The organism is Aurantibacillus circumpalustris, assembly GCF_029625215.1.
In the GTDB taxonomy this organism is placed as follows: domain Bacteria; phylum Bacteroidota; class Bacteroidia; order B-17B0; family Aurantibacillaceae; genus Aurantibacillus; species Aurantibacillus circumpalustris.
Genome location: NZ_CP121197.1, coordinates 3,166,084 through 3,185,469, shown reverse-complemented (window position 1 = coordinate 3,185,469; position 19,386 = coordinate 3,166,084). Strand labels below are relative to the sequence as shown.

The window sequence follows — 19,386 nt, the reverse complement described above, 5'->3', positions numbered from 1 at the left end:
CTTAAATTAGTTAATTTGGCTTTATAATAAATAATCACATATGTCAGATATCTTCAGAAAAAAGTCATTAAGTAAATTGTTGGCAGATGCGGCCTCCGGAGAACATGGGTTAAAGAAAACCTTAGGAATGTGGTCATTGATCGCATTAGGAATTGGTGCTATTATTGGTGCTGGTTTATTTGTTAGAACTGCAGCAGCAGCAGCTGATAATGCCGGATCTGGTGTTACTATGTCGTTTGTTGTTGCAGCTGTTGGTTGTGCTTTTGCTGGACTCTGTTATGCTGAATTCGCAGCCATGATTCCCATTGCTGGAAGCGCGTATACCTACGCATACACCACTATGGGAGAACTAATTGGTTGGATTATTGGTTGGGCGTTAATCATGGAGTATGCTTTAGGTGCAGCAACGGTTTCTATTGCTTGGAGTGAATATCTCAACAACTTGTTAGGTGGACGAATACCTTATGAACTCTGTCACTCTCCGTTTGAAAGTCTTTATACGGTCGTCGGTTCAGCCATTGCTCAGTTTCCTGCCGAAATATCAAAAATGGCCAAAGACGGTGTTTTAGTTTTGTCCGACGGTCAGTACGAACATTTATCAGAAACATTGAAAGCCACTGTAAATGTACAGTCTGGTCTAGTTAATATTCCTGCACTTGGTATTTTACTTATTCTAACTTTATTATTAATTAAAGGAACACAAGAGTCCGCTATCGTAAACGGCATTATTGTTTTTGTTAAAGTGAGTATTGTACTCGTATTTATTGTGATTGGTTGGAATTTTATTGATCCAGCTAATCATACGCCATATTTAATTCCTGAAGGTACACCTGGACATGAATCAATTTTTACCTGGGGTTATGGTGGAATCTTAGGAGGTGCTGCGGTTGTGTTTTTTGCCTTTATTGGTTTTGATGCGGTATCTACTGCTGCGCAAGAAGCAAAGAATCCTAAACGCGATATGCCAATTGGAATTTTAGGTTCCTTAGTTGTTTGTACAATTCTTTATGTTTTATTCTCTTATGTATTAACCGGTGTTGCTCATTGGAGTGAATTTGGTGCAGCAGGAAAAGAGGCTTCTGTTTCGTATGCCATTCAAAAATACATGATTGGTTATGAGTGGTTGGGTACAAGTGTTACGATTGCTATTCTTGCAGGATTTTCTTCTGTAATTTTAGTAATGTTAATGGGTCAATCTCGCGTTTTCTTTACGATGTCGCAAGATGGTTTAATTCCACGCGTGTTCTCTAATTTGCACCCTAAATTTCAAACACCTTACAAATCAAATTTAATTCTATTAGTTTTTGTTGGATTGTTTGCCGCTTTTATTCCAGGTAGCGTTGCCGGTGATCTTACTTCGTTTGGAACCTTATTTGCCTTTGTATTGGTATGTGCTGGTATTCTGATTATGCGCAAAAGCGATCCAGATGTGCCGCGTCCATTCAGAACTCCTTTAGTTCCATTGGTTCCAATTTTAGGTATTATTGTTTGTGCATTTATGATTATTGCTTTGGATATTTTTACTTTAGCATCGGCTGGAGCATGGATGATTCTTGGGCTTTTAATTTATTTTATGTACAGCAGAAAACATAGTAATCTTAATAAACCGGAATAGATTTTAAACTTAAATTAGAAACGCATACTTTAAAAGGTATGCGTTTTTTTTATTTAAAATTTGGTTCGCAATCCACCAAAATTAATTCCAGTATCTTTAACCGATGAAGTATTCGATTCTTTTTCTTACACTACTTTTAAATTTAAAAGCAGCCTTTACTCAAAACAAAACCTTTACGATAAGTCTTTTTTATGCGATAAATGAAGTAGAATCAAACTTAAATTTTAATCGATTAGATTCTATGCTTACCGCAGAATCTAAAAACACGCTAGCAGTTAACATCTGTGGGTATGCCGACTTTCTGTGTAATGACGCTTACAATAAAGACTTATCACTTAAAAGGGCGAATGCGATAAAAGATTATTTACTAAAGAAGAACCCTTCACTCAACGTGATTAAATGTGTCGGAGTGGGCGAAAAGAATTCGTATGATAATTCTTCTATTCTTGGTGAACCATCTCAAAGAAGAGTTGATGTAATTGTAGCTGTAACGTTTCCACGTAAGCGAATAGGAGAAAGAGAAAACATCACGCAGAAAAAAGATAAGCCTGTGGCTGTTGGAGGACCAAAAAATCTTATCACCATTGAAAAAGGAGAGAGCATGAGCTTTGAAGGACTTAATTTTATTCCTGGGCGACATGTTATTGTAAAAACCGCGATTCCAATTTTAGAATCAGTTTTAGAAACACTAAAAGAACACCCTAATTTAAAAATCGAAATTCAGGGGCACATCTGTTGTGAACCGGGTAATATTGATGGACTTGATCTGGATACACAAGAAATGAATTTGTCTGAGAACAGAGCGTTGGCTATTTACAATTATTTAGTCCGCAACGGAATTGACGAAGATCGTTTAACTTATAAGGGTTACGGACATACACAACCAAAAATAAAAATTGAAAAATCACCAGAAGACGAGCAGATGAATAGGAGGGTGGAGTTTAAAATTATTGAGAACTAGGTGGTTCTAACACAGAACTTATGCGGCACGGATGCGCTGAGCTTAAATAGTGTTCAGATAGAAATTGAAGAAAAAAAAACGAATTAAGATTCCGTAACTAATCTAATATTCATGCACTAAACTAAGACTATCTGTTCGAGTAGGTTTGCTACTTCCTTGCAAACCGTATCGAGAACTTTTAAGCTAGTTCTCGATACGAAAAATCAAAAGAGGCGGATTCTTCTACCCGAACAGACTGTAACTTAAATTGATTATCTCTCGGTGCCTCAGTACCTCTGTTTCTTTGTGTTCAATTGAGAAAATTAGGGATTAACTGAACTAGTCCGTTCGAGTAGGTTTGCTGCCACTTTGCAAACCGTATCGAGAACGATTAAGTTGGTTTTCGATACGAAAACCAAAAGAGGCGGATTTTTCTACTCGAACTAACAGTAACTTTAATTCATTATCTCTGTGAACCTCAGAATCTCTGTGTTTAAATTGAAACGAAAAGAAAGTGAGACTAACTCAGTTTTTGATAAGTCTGCCACCAACGATCTGGAATCTCGTTATTTGTAGCTAACTCATAATCTTTATAAGAACAAGGAATCAAGGTATGTCTCTCAAACTTTAAATCTTTGTGAGGCGGGTAGGGGATCTCCATCCACCAGCGGTCGCTCTTTTTGCTTTTGTAAAAATTAATTTCGTATTTCTCATCTTGTAGAATTACGTGAAAGCGTGTATACTCTGGACTTGTGCGATTTGGAAAATCATTTTTACGGTTGTAAAATCCATCCATAAAACACCAAATCATTTGAGCAGCAAGGTGAACAGTCTTTCCGCTGATATCAAATTCAGGATTAATTTCATAAAGACCAAGTGATGATAATTTATCATTCATGCCAGCATAACGCATCATTTGACACGCTTCTTCTGCATAAAAACCGTTTGGTGAAGCATTAGGGTTAGCAGGCGCATCAGAGTGTTTAATGGCAGTAATATCAAAAGTAATCATGTCTGCTTGCCGGATAATAGGTTCTGCCTCTTCAATTTTATCACGTACTTGACCTAAACGATAAACATCAAAATACAACCTGTTCATCATTTGCAAACTGTTTTGATCGACGAGGTAGGTTTGATACCCAATGTTACTGTAGTTAAATAAAAAGTTAGGTTGGTGTAAAATAATTTTACCGAGGTAAGAGGTGTTTGTAATATCTTCATCAGGATTTCCAAGATCAAAAACACTATCAACAGCTACCACATTAATGGTTTGTTCCAAATCTTTGTAGCCAAGGAACTGTCCGTAAGTTAAATCCTGCGAACCACCAATAATAATAGGTACAACGTTTCTGCGAATAAGTTGATCAACGGTACTTCTCAAAGCAAAATAAGTATCTTCTGTGGTATGACCAGGATTTATATTTCCTAAATCAGCCACACGAATTGTAAAACTCCCACCATATAATTTGTACAAATAAGCACGAACGGCATCTGGCGCAACGCTGCAACCGGCATTATTTTCAGAATTTCTATCTTCCGATACACCAATAATTGCAATATCAATATTATCAAGTTCCGGAAAATTATCTGTATCGGTATAAATCGAAAATAGATTTCCGAATTGTAATTCTTTTAATGCTTTAAAATCAAGAATACTTTCTGGGTCAACAGGAGTAAAAAAATGCGCAATGTCGCTCATGAGTTTGTTTTGTATTTATTAAAAGTAAAATTCATTTACCTTTGAATGTTGTTTATTCTGAGTTAATATTAACATAGTGATCTTAGGAACTCAATAATCTTTACTTTTGAATTATGAGTTATTTTAATGAAAGAATGCGTGCAGTTCGTGTAGCCTTATCTGGTGTGTTTCAAGCCTTTAAAAAAGAAACGCATCTTAAGCTTCATTTGATAATCAGTCTCATTGTAGTCAACATGGGTTTTTTACTACACATTTCTAAAACAGACTGGCTCTTTCTTTTATTAGCAATTGCTTTAGTTATCTCTTTAGAAATGATTAATTCAGTAATTGAAAAGCTCTGCGACATAATTAAACCTGAACAAGATCCCAAAATAAAATACATTAAAGATGTTGCGGCTGGAGCGGTTCTTATTGCTTGTGTTTTTGCAATGATTGTTGGTATTCTGGTATTCTTACCTTACCTAAAGTCTATTTGGTAAATTAACACACACCTTCCCATAACTTTCCTTACTTAGCTTTTCAAATTGCTCGCACTTTTCTAACTTCGTGTCATCAATACTCTACTTGTATATTCAGAAAAAGGCAGTAATCGCCTGACGTATATTTTAAAGACATTACTGACTGAGGGTTTAGGAATTGATTTTACCATAACCAATAATCTTGAAGAGTTTAGTTCGTTTTCTGAACATAAGCTTAATTACTCAAACGTATCCATTGAAAACACATTTACCATAAAACCGCACAGTATTCTTTTCGATCATGGCATTCGGGATTATCATTTGCAGGTAAGTACTAATTCTCCTTTCGAAAAGGTCTTTTTTAAAAATACGTCTGGATCTATTCCCTTTGATTTATTTGGTGCTGCTTTTTGGTTATTAACGCGTTATGAAGAATATCTCCCCCACAAAAGCGATCGTTACAGTCGTTTTAACTTTAAGTCTAGCTTGGCCTATCAGTACGAATTCCTGCATTATCCTTTGGTAAATCTGTGGTTATTAGAATTTAGAAAAGCGTTATCTGGGCAATTTCCATCTCTTGAATTTACTGAACGAGAATACAATTATATCTCAACGGTTGATATTGATAATGTTTACAAATACAAACACAAAGGTTTTGTTAGAAGTCTGGCTGGTTTAATTTCAGACAGGAGTTTCAAAAAAATGCGGCAACGAGTTCGCATTCTCCTGGGTAAACAAAAGGATCCTTTTGATTGTTACGGTTTTCTGATCGATGCTCACAAGCAAACTGAGACAAAAGCTATTTACTTTTTTCTTTTAGGTGATTATGGGCCTAATGATAAAAACCATTCGTCTTCCGATCTCAGATTTCAATCACTCATAAAACATTTAGCAGATTACTCGATGGTCGGCATTCACCCGTCTTTTGGTTCGAATAATAATTTAAAACAATTAAAAATTGAAACGAGTAGACTTGGAAATATTACACATCGCCTTATCGTAAAAAGTAGACAACATTTTTCGATGTTAAGTTTTCCGCGTACCTACAAAGATTTATTACAAGCGGGTTTATTTGCCGATTATTCGATGGGCTACACAAATCATAATGGATTTCGCTCGTCTTATTGTTATCCTTATAAATGGTACAGCTTAGATATTGAGTCGGTAAGTTCCCTGACAATTCACTCTTTTGCCATAACTGAAAATGATCTCATCGCGAGAAAAAAGGATGATGAAACACTGATTGACTTGGCAACACCAATCATTGATGAAGTGAAAAAATATAATGGAGAGCTAATCTCTATTTTTCACAATGAGGTATTCACACCAAGAATCAAAAAATTCTATTTAGAGTTTTTAAATCTGGTGAAAAAGAATTAGCCTGTATGAAGATCTAGAAAGATGGTTTTTACAATTGTAGAAATGCTTGAAAGAATCATTTGAACACCAATTCCAATTACTATAAAACCCATTATTTTTGAAAGCGCTGTTAAGCCTGATTTCCCAGCGTATTTCATCAAACGTGGTGCGAACTTGAAAATGAAATAGATCGAAAACATAACAATTACTATTGCTGTTATGGCAAATAAATCCTGATAAAAAGCCATATTAATATTACGACTTCTATTTGAAAATAAAGTAATAAGAAAAGACATAGAACCTGGTCCTGCTAATAATGGCATTGCCAAAGGGGAGAAGGAAATATCGTCTTTTTCACCCATTTCTTCTTTAATATTTCCTTTTAATTCTTTTTTGTGTTGAACATTTAGTAACTGCCAACCCGATCTAAAAATAATTAAACCACCTGCCACACGTAAGGCAGGAATGGTGATTCCAAAAAAGTTAAGTAAATAAACACCGAGGTAATAGGACGCTAGACAAATAATTAAAATATACAGACATGTTTTTTTTAAGGTTCTTAATTTATTTTCCTCGGTCTCGTCTTGCGTTAAGCCAAGATATATAGGTAAAGCGCTTAATGGGTTAATCAGTGAAAAAAGACCTATTAAAATGGTTATAAAAAAAGCGAAGTCAAACATGGCCGCAAAATTAAGTTTAAAAAGCAAATCAATATAGTGTCTTATTTTTTGTTTTCGTTAATAAAATACAAACAAATTTATTCTACTTTTACCGCAACAAAACAAATAACATGGCATTAAATATGAAAACATTAGGAACTAGGGCTTTAACAGCGCTTGTGTTTGTAGTGGTTTTATTGGGTAGTTTATTGTGGAATTATTATTCCTTCACTATTTTCTTTTTTTTGGTTGCCATGATGGGACTGAATGAATTTTACAAGCTTTCTGAAAAACTAGATGCACAACCTCATAAATGGTTTGGTCTCATTTCAGGCGCGTTAGTTTATATTTCTTTTATCAACTTTAACTTTACAAACGCTACAGATCAAGAACATCTCAAATTGTTTGTAGTATTAGTGCCTTTTATAATTTTTTCTATCGCACTATTTAGTGGCAGAACCAAGCCTATCCAAAATTCGGTATACACAATTGCTGGAATTTTATACGCCGTATTACCTTTTGCTTTGTTACACAGTATTGTAAGCCTTGACTATTTAGCAAGTAAAATTGTCATATTTCAGCCGCAATTGCTATTGGGCATAATTTTATTAATATGGAGTAACGATACCTTTGCTTATTTGGGTGGAAGTTTGTTTGGTAAGCATAAAATGATTGAGCGTATTTCTCCAGGGAAAACCTGGGAAGGAACAATTTTCGGGGTATTAATGACGATTGCTTCTAGCTACATTGTTGGAGAATTAATTCTGCAGGATAGAACTAGTCCATGGCTTTTGTTCGGCATACTTGTTCCAATACTTTCAACTATCGGCGACTTAGTAGAAAGCTTGTTAAAGAGGCAAGCCGGAATAAAGGATACGGGAAATATAATGCCAGGTCATGGCGGTATTTTAGACCGTTTTGACAGTCTTATTTTTGTTGCGCCTTTTGTTTACGTGATCTTGAAGTTATTATAACTTCACGGAGTGAATTCTATTAATAGGAATTCCAACCCCTTGCTTTAAAATAACACGTTTGTCTGTTACAGCCCAAACAGTAGTTTCAACAAGTTTGCATGAAATATCATCTTCAAAATAAATCTTAATTTTTGAGTGTTCAAGATTCCCTAATGAAAGTGCCCGCTCTAAATCATTTGTTCTTTCTTTGATCCTTTCTGAATCAAGTAAAACTTCAGAAGAAGGAAATTTTAAATTCTCGATCTTCTCTTTTTCGATTTGTTCAAAATCTGTAGTAACCATAAGATGGGGGATGAAGGTTAATTTAATTACTGACTTAATTAAGTTATATCAAATTTAAAATATTGTCTCTACAAAAACAAGTACCTTTTAAGTCTTTATTTTTGGTTGGCTTTAAGCACATTGTATAACTCTTGTGGCTTTTGACTACCTATTTTATAGGTAAATCCCGTATTATCAATAAGTTCTATGAAATCCTCCCCACTGGTATAAAAGCGTATGATGCCATTGTTATGCAAATTATAAACCGCCCGTTTAAAGATATTTCTTTTGTAGCGGCTTTTGCGGATAGAGGTAATGGTACTTAAATCAATTTTAATTATCCGTGAAGTCCAAAAACCATCAAGCACCATGTATCCTTTGTATACTTTTGTTTTGATGTGTAACACAAAGGTTAAGGCCGCACTTAAAATAAGAATACTTGTACCGACAATAAAAAAAATCAAACCTGAATTACTTATACTTTGAATAGGGTAGGAGCCAATCTTAAAAAATGATACCTGAACGGGCTTAGGATTTTCACTCCAATAATATCCCAAAAAGCAAAACAAGGCCAGCATTGTCCGAATTACAATACTAAGTCTATTGTGACCAAGGTATTGTTTCTCTTCAAATAATACTTCGCCTTTATTCAATGAGTTTGAGTTTTAAAATGTTCTTTTTATTTGAGTTTACACGGTAGCGTTCATCACTTCTATGGCCTATTACCCAAATGATATCTCCATTACCATTTACCAATACTTTACAACTTTCCTTCTTTGGTATGGATAACTTTTCATCTTTTAAAAAATCACTTAATAGTTTAAACCCTTTCATACCAAAAGGTTTAAACTTGTCTCCCGTTCTTTTTAACCGAATACTAAGTGGAAATTGCAATTTTGATTCATCTAAAAGTAATTCATTTGGTTTTGGTAATTTAAAGGCTGCAAGTTTTTTGCAAGAGAATAATTTCTGTTTTATTAATTCATCATACGACGCGATTAATTTGTCATTAAACGTTTCTTCAGAAAGTGATTTGATAACAAGATCATTTCTATCAATGATGAGCTGGTGAGTAGGGGACTTAAAAATTTTCCCGGATTGAGCATCCTTTCCCAGATTACTTAAAATGTTTTTTTGTTGAGTATCATTAAAGCCATAACCACTTATCAAATTATGCAAAACACTTCTGCTGTATGTTTCGTGTTTCAGTTTTTTCTTATTAATAAAAACAGCATCGTGTGTTTGTGTTATTAACTCGGTTGTCTTCTCTTCAAGATAATCATGCACAATTCCCGCCTCTTGTCTGAAGTTGGCCGTATTGCGAATAAAAGTTTCTTCTAGTTTTGGATTTATCTTTTTAAACAATGGAATAATATTCAAGCGAATAAAATTACGCTCGTATTTGTCTTCCAAATTACTTTTATCTAACCTAAAGTCGATGGTATGTTTTTTCGCAAACGCATCTATTTGTTCACGTGTAAAATTTAAGAGTGGACGAATTATTTGACCTTTTTTTTCTGAAATCCCTTTAATTCCTTTAATACCAGTGCCTCTTAAAAGGTTTATAAATACAGTCTCTATTACATCATTTGCATGATGCGCGGTAAGCACATAATCAAATTGTTTTTCGATTATTAATTCGTGAAACCAATCGTATCGAAGTTTTCTGGCTGCTAACTGAACATTGGTCTTATGTTTTGTGCAATAGGCTTCGGTATCAAATGCTTTTGTGTAAAAAGGAATTTTAATTTTTTTTGCGAGATCTTTACAAAACTTTTCATCTGCTAGACTTTCTTTTCCGCGTAATTGAAAATTACAATGCGCTATGGAAAATTTGAAGCCCGAGTTTTTTAATAAGTGTGTTAGGACAATGGAATCAATGCCGCCACTAACAGCAACAAGAAGATTATGTTTCTTGTTAAAAAGGTCTGTTTTAAGTATGTTTGATTCAAATTCCTTTAACACATAACAAAGGTAGTAAAATGGACTTAGTAAACATAGACTACAAAATACGTAAAGGTATTCAGATAGTCCGTTTTATAATGGAAGTAGTTAAGAGTTGATAGCGATTTATATTGATCGAACTGGCATTTTCCGATAATTGTAATAGTATACTTATATAAAAAACCGATAATTATAATAGTATACTTATATAAAAAACCGATAATTTTGATAGTATACTATAAAAATAGTATATTTGCGGTGTGAAAGACATTACACGCATAGAAAACCCTAAACTTGTTAAGCACCTCGAAGCACCTGAAGTGACTCTTTTAACAGGATCACGGCAAGTAGGTAAAACTACGCTTATGAGGCAAATTCAAGACAAACTTCAAGGTCAGGGGAAAACATTTTTTCATTTTAACCTTGAGTTTGAAAATTACCTGAATGCTTTTAATGAAAACCCCCTTCATCTTTTCGATTTTGTTCCCACTAAAAAAGGTAGCAAAACCATTGTCTTTATTGATGAAATACAGTACTTAAAAAATCCAAGTAACTTTTTAAAGCTTTTATACGACGAATATAAAACTGACATCAAGTTGGTTGTTACAGGCAGTTCAGCGTTTTATATTGACGAAAAGTTTAAAGATAGTCTTGCAGGTAGAAAGCGGTTATTTCATATTAAGCCAATTTCTTTCGCCGAGTTTATACTTTACAAAAAAGGCAAAGATTATTTTAGTTATTTAGCAAAAGGTTTAAATCCTAAAAATAGTATTCCGCAAGTTTATGCTACTGAAATGGAAGATCTTTTTGATGAATACCTTGTTTTTGGGGGCTATCCGGCAGTTGTTAAAACAGATGATGTACAAGAAAAAATTGATATTCTTATTGAAATTTCTACATCCTATGTACAAAAAGATCTTTTTGATAATGGCGTAAGAAAAAGTAACGAATTCAGAATGATGCTAGAGTTAATTGCCTCGCAATGTTGCGGCCAATTGAACGTAAATGATTTGAGTAAAATGGTTAAAGCCACAGTTCCAACTATAAATAATTATCTGCATTTGCTCGAAAAATCATTCCATATTACGCAGGTAAAACCCTTTTTTAATAATTATTCCAAAGAATTAGTGAAAATGCCAAAGCTATTTTTTCAAGACAATGGTTTTCGAAACGCTCTACTGAATAATTTTTCTCGCCTTATAACCCGCGATGACAAAGGTACTTTGCTTGAAAACCAAACCTTACAACAATTATTAGTTCATTACCGTGAACAAGACATTAAATACTGGCGCACCACAGAACAAAACGAAGTCGATTTTATTTTAAAAGATAAAAAAGCGCTTGAAATTAAATTTAAACAAGAAGAATTTAAAGAAAGTAAATACAAATTATTTCGATCTGTTTATGAAGAGTATCCATTGCTAGTAGCGTCTTTTAAAAAGGAAAAAAATAAACTATCCGTTTGGGAAATATAATGCCATTCGAATAATAAATTAGATGTGATGGTCCTATTGACATAAATCAGGTTAAATTTAATGGGAATGTTTAAACACACTCCTAATTTTAAGTAAATTTGAACCATGAGTAAAAAAGTTACTGTTGTTGGAGCCGGTTTAGTAGGCTCTCTTTTATCGCTTTATCTGGCCAAAAAAGGCTATAAAATTGATATTTATGAAAGACGTCCAGACATGCGCAAAGCAAATCTCCTTGCTGGACGATCGATTAATCTTGCGTTAAGTGATCGCGGTTGGAAAGGCTTGGAAGCTGTTGGAATAGCAGAAGATATTATGAAAATTAGTATTCCAATGTATGGTCGCCATATTCATCACAAAGATGGAACAAAAGCCTACCAACCTTATGGAAAAGATAACCAGGCGATTTATTCGGTATCACGTGCCGATATTAACATGAAACTGATGGATTTGGCAGAGGAACAAGCCAATGTCACTTTTCATTTTGATAAGCGTTGCGCACATATTTCGCGCGGAGAACTTGTGGCTTCATTTGAAGATAATTCAACAAAAGAAATTACAGAAACAAAATCTGATCTTTTATTTGGTGCAGACGGTGCCTTTGCCGCTTCACGTTTAAATATGCAGCTGCAGAGCGATCGCTTTGAATACAATCAGCATTATATTAATTGTGGTTATAAAGAACTCATTATTCCTCCCGGAAAAAATGGTGAATTTTTAATGGAAAAAAATGCCCTTCACATCTGGCCGCGCGGAACCTTCATGATGATTGCCCTTCCAAATCCTGACGGCAATTTTACCTGCACCTTATTTTTACCGTTTGATGGTGAAAAATCTTTTGATAATTTAAAAACAGAAGCGCAAGTAAAACGTTTTTTCGAAGAAGAATTTCCAGATGCAATTCCTTTAATGCCAACGTATTTAGAAGATTTTAAAAACAATCCTGTTTCTTCTTTGGTAACAGTAAAATGTTTTCCATGGACATTTGATGAGAAAATAGCACTGATTGGTGATGCAGCGCATGCGTTGGTTCCATTTTACGGACAAGGAATGAATTGCGGTTTTGAAGATTGTGTTGTGTTAAATGATTTAATTGAAAAACACAAAGAAAACTGGCCACTTATTCTCAAGGAATATGAAACATTGCGTAAGCCTGATGCAGATGCAATTGCAGATCTGGCAGTTGCTAACTTTATTGAGATGCGAGACAGAACAGCTGATCCAAAATTTTTACTACAGAAAAAAATAGAAGCCAAATTTTCTAGCAAATATCCTGATAAATGGATTCCTTCATACAGTATGGTGACCTTTAGTCCACAAATCCGTTATAGCACTGCTTTAAAGCAAGGCAATAAACAGCAAGCTATTATGGATAAAATTATGGACAAACCGAATATTGAATCTATTTGGGAGTCTGTGGAAATTGAAAATGAAATGTTGAACCAATTAAATTAAAATGATACACCTTGATTATCCCTTTCTTTATGATACATCCATTAAACTAGCAGTTTCTCTGGTTTTAGGAGCTTCTATTGGAGCCGAAAGGGAGTACAAGGGCAGAAATATTGGATTCAGAACTATTATTTTAATAACACTTGGATCTACTTTCTTTACAATAATTTCTTTTATTATAGGTGATGGCAGCGATCCTGCACGAGTAGCTTCCAACATAGTTACTGGTATTGGTTTTTTAGGGGCTGGGGCTATTTTTCGTGATGGAGTAAGTGTAAGGGGAGTTACAACTGCCTCAATTATATGGATAAGTGCGGCTATTGGAATGGCCTGCGGTATTGCTCAGTATGAATTAGCTGTTCTGGTTACCATTACTGTATTACTAATTTTATTAGGCTTTGCTTGGGTACAGCAATTTATTGATAGGTACAACAAGGAAATGGTTTACAATATTACTATTCCAAATAATCTGGAGTTAAAAGCTGAAATCGAGTCTCATATTAAATCTCATGGTTTAAAATTTTCCTGGTTGAATTACGCAAAGCTTGATGCTGATCTTATTATCGTTTACGAAGTAAGTGGTAGCGATAACAACCACAATAAATTGATTGAGTTTTTATCGACTTCAGACAAAATAAAAAGCTTTACCGTTTAGTTAATTAATTGATTGTTAATTAATTAAAAATCAAAATTAGCTGTAACATTTCCTGCCTAACTTCGTCTTACAACTAATAAATTGAATTTATCGGATTATAATAGCTGTGTTGACACGCACGCAGATGGGGTGTACCGATTTGTGTTAAAACATATTCGTGATAAAGATGTTGCAAAAGACATTGTTCAGGATTCGTTCGAAAAAATGTGGCGTAAGATTGATACCATTGATGCGACTAAATCAAAAACTTATTTGTTTACAACAGCTTATCACACGCTTGTAGATTATACGAGAAGAGGTGCCAAACAAGGCAAATTTAATGAGGTTGATTTTAATCAACACAGTCATAGCAAACAATACTCTGATTTAAAAGAAGTCTTGAATAGAGGCTTAGAGCAGTTATCAGAAATTCAAAAAACAGTTTTATTATTACGAGATTATGAGGGTTATGATTACGCCGAAATTGGAGAGATCACACAGCTGACCGAGAGTCAGGTTAAGGTTTATATTTTTAGAGCAAGAACATTTTTAAAAAATTATATCGGTAAAGTGGAAACAGTTATTTAATGAAACGCATTCATCTACATAATTACGAAGCCTTTTTGCTAGATTACAGTGAAGGGAATTTAAATGCAGAGGACTCTGTTTTATTGAAGGATTTTGTGCTTGCTCACCCTGAGTTAGACATTGATTTGGAAGATTTTAGTTTGCCGTATTTAAACAAAGACTCTGATATAGCCGACTTTAAAGGAAGTTTAAAAAGGAGCGCCAACGAAGTTCCGGATGAAGAACTAATCGATTACATTGAAGGTAATTTATCAAAAAAGGAAAAGCTTGCATTTGAAAATAAAGTAGCTCAAGATCAAGACTTAGCTCGTGATTTAGAGTCTTACCAAAAAACCTTGCTAGCAGCGGATACTAGGCAGGTCTATGCTAATAAAGAAACTTTATTAAAATCAGAAGACGATTTGATTCTAAATAATAGATTAATTCTTTACGTTGAAAATCAATTATCAGAATCCGAGAAATTACAATTAGAAAAAGAAATTTCCGCTAGTACAGAATTACAAAAAGAAATTGATTTATTCTCAAAAACAGTTCTGGTTGCTGATTTGTCAATTGTCCACTCCTCGAAAGAATCCCTTAAGAAAGAAAGCAGAGTTATTCCGTTGTTTAGCTTAAGATCTGCTGGTTCTTTGGCTGCAGCTATTCTTTTGTTATTTGGGCTAGTTGGACTTATTCGGTTTTACAATTCAAATCAAAAGACTGGTGATGTAATTTCTATGGTAAAACCACCTTTAGTAAAAGAAACAATTAAGGTAATTGATTCTCCTAAAATAATAAACAGCAAACAAAATCTGGCTGATAAATCTCAAATTGAAAAAAAGAATTCAGATAAAATTACAGCAACGGTTGTCGAAGAAGCGACAGTTATCCAAAAAGATTCGAAAGAAACTGATCAACTTCCTTTAATAAAAGAAGTTATAGAAATTGCAAAGGTGCAAGACCAAAAAATTGAGGAAAAAATTATTCCAGAAGAAAAGCAAAAAATTGAAATCGCTCCCAATACTATTTTACCAAATAGTGATTCCGCTTTAAGCAAGCGCAATTATCTTGCCCTAGCCGAAGATATTATTGAAAACGTTGATCTAAGCAATGATGAAATCCCTGAAAAAAATGGATTTTGGAAACGTGCTGTAAAGTTGGCCCGAAAAGCTAATAAGCTCGGTGTTAAATCTATTGATGGACAGGAAGATTCAGAAAGTAATTTTCGTGTATCCTTTAATTCATTTAGTGTAGAAAAAAAATAATTTAAGTCTGTAACTTTTTAATTGCATCTCCGTCTTACTCTTAAATAAACCAACAACGTTGTTACAAATTAAATAAATTAATTAAAAAATATAACATGAATAAAATTTCAATACTACTCGTCGTTCTTATTTCAAGTTTTATTAGCTGTCACGCACAAAGAAGCCAAGAGAGAACAATTTCCAAATTCGATAAAATTAAACTGTCAGGTGCCGTAAATGTTATTTACACAAATTCAGATACAGTGGGTTTAATAATAAAGGGTAAAGAAAGTGATTTTGATAAGATCGAAACCAAAATGGAGAATTCCACTTTAATTATTACAAGTAAAGGCAGCTTTAACTCAGAAATGAATATTTACATTAAAAACAATGGCTTAGTAAATATCGAAACCTCAGGAGCTGCCAGGTTAAAAACTACTAACACGTTAAAGTCTGATTCCATTCTATTTGATGTTTCTGGCGCATCTGATATTCACGCAAAGCTAGAAACAAAAAAAGTTAGTTGCTTTGAAGTAGGGGCAAGTAACTTAGTTTTAGAAGGTAGCGCGGATTATATGGATGCTAAAATATCTGGAGCGGCTTCTTTAAAAAGTTATAATTTAATAGTTAAAGATGCTGTTTTAACTACATCAGGAGCTGCGAGCGCAAAAGTAAATGTAACAGATAAACTAAATGCTGTTGCTACAAGTGCAAGTGATATTAAGGTGAAAGGTGATCCTAAGGATGTAACAGTAGAAACTAGCACGGCTGCTAACATTACAAGAATTAAAAGTGTATCGGCAAAAGATGGAAAAAATGATGGAGATACAACGTACTTTAACTTAAAAAAAAGAAAAATACTTTTGATTGGAAATAGCGAAGATTCTGAAACTAAAGCTAACGATGCCGTTGAAGAATTTAAACACTGGAGAGGTTTTTCCTTGGGTATTAACGGTTTAATGACTTCGCCAGGAGCTGTTAACATTCCAAGTAATTACCAATACATGGAGGTTGTTTATAAAAACAGTTTTAATCTACAATTTAACTTGATTGAACGTAACTTTAATATTATAGATAATAACTTTAAAATTGTTACCGGATTTGGATTTGATTATCACTCCTATGAACTTGCTAAAAAAACAAGCTTGAATGCTGACAGTTCTTTTACCTGGGGAACTATAGATTCAACTGATACGTACACTTACAAGAAAAACAGATTGCGTAATACATACATACAAGTTCCTTTATTATTAGAGTTTAACACAAGTAACGATCCTAAAAAAACATTCCATATTGCATTTGGTGTAATTGGTGAGTTTTTAATTTCATCGAGAACAAAACAAGTTTTAACACAAGGGAAAGACGAACTCACAAAAGTAAGAAAGGATAACTATAACATGACTCCCTTTACCGCGAAGGCACATGTTAATCTAGGTTACCGCGGCTGGATGTTTTTTGCTGAATATAATTTAACACCTTTATTTCAATATGGCAAAGGACCTGACCTGTATCCTTTTACTGGAGGAATACGCGTGATACCATTTAGTTGATTAGAATCAAGATTTCTTATAAAAACGGGCTTTTTAGTCCGTTTTTTTGTTTTAAGTGACTTAATCTGAAAGTAATTGTAAAATGAGTTACATTTTCATTTATATTTGATTAAGATGAAAGATATATACCTAGTACATATCACTTTACCCGATGTTTTTTCCCAAGCTTTTTATGACCTCATACAAAAACAAAGAAATCATATTAATGAGCTTCTCGAAAGGCAAATTATAATTAGCTACTCTTTAGACATGGAAAGAAAAAACGTTTGGGTTTTTATTTCTGCCAATAGTGAAAAAGAAGTGAGGAATCGTTTAAATAGTTTTCCTATTATAAAAGAAGTAAAAGTGATTATTCATGAACTTGCTTTTCATGACGCCGCTCATAAGGCTTTACCTGATCTTATACTCAATTAAAAAAATAAGCTATTTAAATAGATTGAAACATTTCATTGCGCTTAACAGAGAGTTTTTTTATTCTTAAAGGATCTAAAATCTAATCACAAATCTTCATACAGTTTTTTAAATTGAGTGCCGACAGCTTTAAGATCAAATTTATTTTTTAATTGTTCTGAAATTAATTGGTTATCGTACTTAGTCGTGTAACAGAGATAAATTTTCTCCTTCCAATCACTGACAGTATTGTTTGTTACAAAGCCATTATCCTTATTTATAACATCTTTTGCAATACCTACCGGACTCAAAACAGAAGGTAAACCACACATTAAAGCTTCGGCCATTACTATTGAGAATGTTTCAAAATCAGATCCATGTAAAAAAATGTGACTTTTACTTAGCTCGGTTTTAACTTCTTTACTGGCAATGATCCCCTTGAATTCGATTTGAAAATCATATTTTTTTTTTCTAATTTTTTCAGTTTGCTCTCCGTCACCGATTAAAACAACTTTGAAATTTGTAATTTTTTCTGTGATCAGTAGTTCTTGTAGAGCATCCAAAAAATAAAAAGGATTCTTATGTTGTCCCCAGTTAGCAACGGCTATAAATGTAAAAACATCGTTCTTGTTAATTGTGGGATCGTAATAAAATTCGCTCGATTCAATTACATTTGGAATGATTGAGATTTTATGATTTATAGTGTGCGTTTTTAAAGTATCTTTCAACTGTTGAGACACACATGTTAAAGCATTGGCCTTATTTAATACCTTTTTTCCAGAATAAGAATATAAACTAACTCTAAAAAATTTATCTATTTTTGTCCAGTGCTCTGTAATAACATGTTTTAAACCGAATTTCGTTGCTAATTTTTGACCAACTATACCACAAGGGAAAATAACATTAGAATGAATTGTATCAAATGTATGCTGTTTATTGAGTGTTAGTTTTAGGTATCTTTTTAAAATAAAATAGTGTAATGGCAAAAGAACATAAAGCAGTTTATAATACTTTGAGTTTAAATCAATTTGATGGGTTTCAACGCCTTTTTCATCTTTAAAAACAATAATGTTTTTTTCAAAAAAAGAACTTCCTTTAGCAATATTTAAGGAAAGAACCACAGTATTAATATAAAGATTTGCAGCGTGTGCGTGCCTTTTTACAAATATCCCAAAACTTTTGTTATTTTTGTTTGGGTACCAATAAGTTAAAAACAAAACAGAGTTTGAGCTCATAAATGAAATTTTCGATAATTTACAACAAAAGTATAAATAGTTTTCTAAGAACTTGTTTAAAGCCTTTTTCAAAAATAATTCCCGACAATCTTAAATTTCCTGTGAATGGCATTTTTTCTGTCAAAGGAAATAACATAAAACAGTTTAAAGTATCAACCAATCCAACAAGTTGGTTCTCAAAAAAGGTTTTTTGGGATAACGTGGAGGGGTTCGAATTTAACTCCGTTAAAATCTTTTGCGAAGTTGTAAAAAATTCAAGTGTTTTTTTCGATATCGGCTCCAACATTGGTTATTATTCGTTGCTAGCAAGCAGTATTAAAAATACAAACATTGTCGTTTACGCTTTTGAACCAATGCCTTCAGCCTTTAATTATCTTAAGGAAAATATTCTAATAAATAACTTCACGAATATTAAGCCACAACAACTTGCACTTTCTGCTGAAAAGGGTTCAACGACTTTTTACTCAATCGTAAATCCAAAATTTAAAGACATGCCTCAATTAACTGGGGATGGTGGTTTAAGTCAGGCCCAGTCTGGTGATAGGAGCAAGGTTAATTTTGAAGTTCAGATTGACACGCTTGATAATTTTGTGAAGGAAAACTTAGGAACCCTGAAAATTGATCTTATTAAGCTTGATACGGAAGCGAATGAACATCATGTATTATCTGGTTCGCATTTAGTTTTGAGTGAACACCGACCAATAATTCAATGTGAAATTCTTAAAAATCAAATTGAGAACGAAATAGATGCCATTCTTAGAAAGTACGATTATCTCTACTACAGAGCCACAAATCAAGGCTTGAAACAAGTCGAATCTTTCCTAAATAATACCACTGAATACGTTGACTATTATTTGGTGCCAAAGGAGAGAAAAGTACTTATTGAAAAATTTATTATTTAATTTCTGAAATTATATCTAACATCTCTTGAAA

19 protein-coding genes are annotated in these 19,386 nt (G+C 33.5%); 13 read left to right on the top strand and 6 right to left on the bottom strand.

All coding sequences use genetic code 11. The annotated features are described in order from the left end of the window. Nucleotides 1–40: 40 nt before the first annotated feature. On the top strand, nt 41–1,615 hold the full coding sequence (locus tag P2086_RS13380) for an amino acid permease (protein ID WP_317897249.1): 1,575 nt from the start codon (nt 41–43) through the stop codon (nt 1,613–1,615). A gap of 103 nt (nt 1,616–1,718) precedes the next feature. Further along, a complete protein-coding gene (locus P2086_RS13375; RefSeq protein ID WP_317897248.1) occupies nt 1,719–2,576 on the top strand; it encodes an OmpA family protein in 858 nt (285 codons plus the stop codon). Nucleotides 2,577–3,075: 499 nt separating this feature from the next. On the opposite strand, the gene P2086_RS13370 is transcribed toward P2086_RS13375, so the two are convergent. Further along, nucleotides 3,076–4,254 (bottom strand): formimidoylglutamase, encoded by a 1,179-nt coding sequence (locus P2086_RS13370; protein WP_317897247.1) that lies wholly within the window; start codon nt 4,252–4,254, stop codon nt 3,076–3,078. 113 nt (nt 4,255–4,367) lie between these two features. Between P2086_RS13370 and P2086_RS13365 the strand changes: the two genes are divergently transcribed. Continuing rightward, nucleotides 4,368–4,733 (top strand): diacylglycerol kinase family protein, encoded by a 366-nt coding sequence (locus tag P2086_RS13365; protein ID WP_317897246.1) that lies wholly within the window; start codon nt 4,368–4,370, stop codon nt 4,731–4,733. 72 nt (nt 4,734–4,805) lie between these two features. Further along, a complete protein-coding gene (locus P2086_RS13360) occupies nt 4,806–6,092 on the top strand; it encodes a polysaccharide deacetylase family protein (protein WP_502547937.1) in 1,287 nt (428 codons plus the stop codon). Here P2086_RS13360 and P2086_RS13355 read toward each other — a convergent pair. Continuing rightward, entirely contained in the window at nt 6,089–6,751 is a 663-nt protein-coding gene (locus P2086_RS13355; RefSeq protein WP_317897244.1) for a MarC family NAAT transporter, read from the bottom strand. The genes P2086_RS13360 and P2086_RS13355 overlap by 4 nt on opposite strands. Nucleotides 6,752–6,873: 122 nt before the next feature. On the opposite strand from P2086_RS13355, the gene P2086_RS13350 reads away from it, so the two are divergent. Beyond that, nucleotides 6,874–7,704: a phosphatidate cytidylyltransferase gene (locus P2086_RS13350; RefSeq protein ID WP_317897243.1), complete on the top strand. Its 831-nt coding sequence runs from the start codon at nt 6,874–6,876 to the stop codon at nt 7,702–7,704. Here P2086_RS13350 and P2086_RS13345 read toward each other — a convergent pair. The 3 genes from P2086_RS13345 to tilS form a co-directional block, all read right to left on the bottom strand. Next, nucleotides 7,699–7,986: a hypothetical protein gene (locus P2086_RS13345; RefSeq protein ID WP_317897242.1), complete on the bottom strand. Its 288-nt coding sequence runs from the start codon at nt 7,984–7,986 to the stop codon at nt 7,699–7,701. The genes P2086_RS13350 and P2086_RS13345 overlap by 6 nt on opposite strands. Before the next feature lie 95 nt (nt 7,987–8,081). Next, nucleotides 8,082–8,618 (bottom strand): hypothetical protein, encoded by a 537-nt coding sequence (locus P2086_RS13340; protein ID WP_317897241.1) that lies wholly within the window; start codon nt 8,616–8,618, stop codon nt 8,082–8,084. Continuing rightward, nucleotides 8,611–9,930, bottom strand: coding sequence for a tRNA lysidine(34) synthetase TilS (tilS, locus tag P2086_RS13335; protein ID WP_317897240.1), 1,320 nt, complete (start codon nt 9,928–9,930; stop codon nt 8,611–8,613). Before tilS ends, P2086_RS13340 begins: the two co-directional genes overlap by 8 nt. A gap of 239 nt (nt 9,931–10,169) precedes the next feature. Between tilS and P2086_RS13330 the strand changes: the two genes are divergently transcribed. From P2086_RS13330 to P2086_RS13300, 7 genes are all read left to right on the top strand, one after another. Then, complete coding sequence (locus P2086_RS13330; RefSeq protein ID WP_317897239.1) at nt 10,170–11,384, top strand: ATP-binding protein; 1,215 nt, start codon at nt 10,170–10,172, stop codon at nt 11,382–11,384. Nucleotides 11,385–11,489: 105 nt separating this feature from the next. After that, complete coding sequence (locus P2086_RS13325; protein WP_317897238.1) at nt 11,490–12,836, top strand: FAD-dependent oxidoreductase; 1,347 nt, start codon at nt 11,490–11,492, stop codon at nt 12,834–12,836. 1 nt (nt 12,837) lies between these two features. Next, on the top strand, nt 12,838–13,488 hold the full coding sequence (locus P2086_RS13320) for an MgtC/SapB family protein (RefSeq protein ID WP_317897237.1): 651 nt from the start codon (nt 12,838–12,840) through the stop codon (nt 13,486–13,488). A gap of 81 nt (nt 13,489–13,569) precedes the next feature. Then, complete coding sequence (locus P2086_RS13315; protein WP_317897236.1) at nt 13,570–14,055, top strand: RNA polymerase sigma factor; 486 nt, start codon at nt 13,570–13,572, stop codon at nt 14,053–14,055. Beyond that, nucleotides 14,055–15,299 (top strand): hypothetical protein, encoded by a 1,245-nt coding sequence (locus tag P2086_RS13310; RefSeq protein WP_317897235.1) that lies wholly within the window; start codon nt 14,055–14,057, stop codon nt 15,297–15,299. The genes P2086_RS13315 and P2086_RS13310 overlap by 1 nt, the downstream gene beginning before the upstream one ends. Nucleotides 15,300–15,394: 95 nt before the next feature. Then, nucleotides 15,395–16,828, top strand: a complete 1,434-nt coding sequence (locus P2086_RS13305) for a GIN domain-containing protein (protein ID WP_317897234.1) — start codon at nt 15,395–15,397, stop codon at nt 16,826–16,828. Between the two features lie 114 nt (nt 16,829–16,942). Further along, nucleotides 16,943–17,242 carry a hypothetical protein gene (locus tag P2086_RS13300; protein ID WP_317897233.1) on the top strand — a complete coding sequence of 100 codons (300 nt, stop codon included), beginning with the start codon at nt 16,943–16,945 and terminating at the stop codon, nt 17,240–17,242. A gap of 83 nt (nt 17,243–17,325) precedes the next feature. Here P2086_RS13300 and P2086_RS13295 read toward each other — a convergent pair whose 3' ends face one another. Then, nucleotides 17,326–18,453: a glycosyltransferase family 4 protein gene (locus P2086_RS13295; RefSeq protein WP_317897232.1), complete on the bottom strand. Its 1,128-nt coding sequence runs from the start codon at nt 18,451–18,453 to the stop codon at nt 17,326–17,328. Nucleotides 18,454–18,455: 2 nt separating this feature from the next. Here P2086_RS13295 and P2086_RS13290 point away from each other — a divergent pair, with 2 nt between their 5' ends. Further along, nucleotides 18,456–19,355 (top strand): FkbM family methyltransferase, encoded by a 900-nt coding sequence (locus P2086_RS13290; RefSeq protein WP_317897231.1) that lies wholly within the window; start codon nt 18,456–18,458, stop codon nt 19,353–19,355. The last annotated feature ends 31 nt before the right edge of the window (nt 19,356–19,386 follow it).

What these genes read in the sequence shown, in the direction of transcription:
- P2086_RS13380 (WP_317897249.1), top strand. Translation starts at nt 41, where the DNA reads ATGTCAGATATCTTCAGAAAAAAGTCATTAAGTAAATTGTTGGCAGAT.
- P2086_RS13375 (WP_317897248.1), top strand. Translation starts at nt 1,719, where the DNA reads ATGAAGTATTCGATTCTTTTTCTTACACTACTTTTAAATTTAAAAGCA.
- P2086_RS13370 (WP_317897247.1), bottom strand. Translation starts at nt 4,254, where the DNA reads ATGAGCGACATTGCGCATTTTTTTACTCCTGTTGACCCAGAAAGTATT.
- P2086_RS13365 (WP_317897246.1), top strand. Translation starts at nt 4,368, where the DNA reads ATGAGTTATTTTAATGAAAGAATGCGTGCAGTTCGTGTAGCCTTATCT.
- P2086_RS13355 (WP_317897244.1), bottom strand. Translation starts at nt 6,751, where the DNA reads ATGTTTGACTTCGCTTTTTTTATAACCATTTTAATAGGTCTTTTTTCA.
- P2086_RS13350 (WP_317897243.1), top strand. Translation starts at nt 6,874, where the DNA reads ATGAAAACATTAGGAACTAGGGCTTTAACAGCGCTTGTGTTTGTAGTG.
- P2086_RS13345 (WP_317897242.1), bottom strand. Translation starts at nt 7,986, where the DNA reads ATGGTTACTACAGATTTTGAACAAATCGAAAAAGAGAAGATCGAGAAT.
- P2086_RS13325 (WP_317897238.1), top strand. Translation starts at nt 11,490, where the DNA reads ATGAGTAAAAAAGTTACTGTTGTTGGAGCCGGTTTAGTAGGCTCTCTT.
- P2086_RS13320 (WP_317897237.1), top strand. Translation starts at nt 12,838, where the DNA reads ATGATACACCTTGATTATCCCTTTCTTTATGATACATCCATTAAACTA.
- P2086_RS13310 (WP_317897235.1), top strand. Translation starts at nt 14,055, where the DNA reads ATGAAACGCATTCATCTACATAATTACGAAGCCTTTTTGCTAGATTAC.
- P2086_RS13305 (WP_317897234.1), top strand. Translation starts at nt 15,395, where the DNA reads ATGAATAAAATTTCAATACTACTCGTCGTTCTTATTTCAAGTTTTATT.
- P2086_RS13300 (WP_317897233.1), top strand. Translation starts at nt 16,943, where the DNA reads ATGAAAGATATATACCTAGTACATATCACTTTACCCGATGTTTTTTCC.
- P2086_RS13295 (WP_317897232.1), bottom strand. Translation starts at nt 18,453, where the DNA reads ATGAGCTCAAACTCTGTTTTGTTTTTAACTTATTGGTACCCAAACAAA.
- P2086_RS13290 (WP_317897231.1), top strand. Translation starts at nt 18,456, where the DNA reads ATGAAATTTTCGATAATTTACAACAAAAGTATAAATAGTTTTCTAAGA.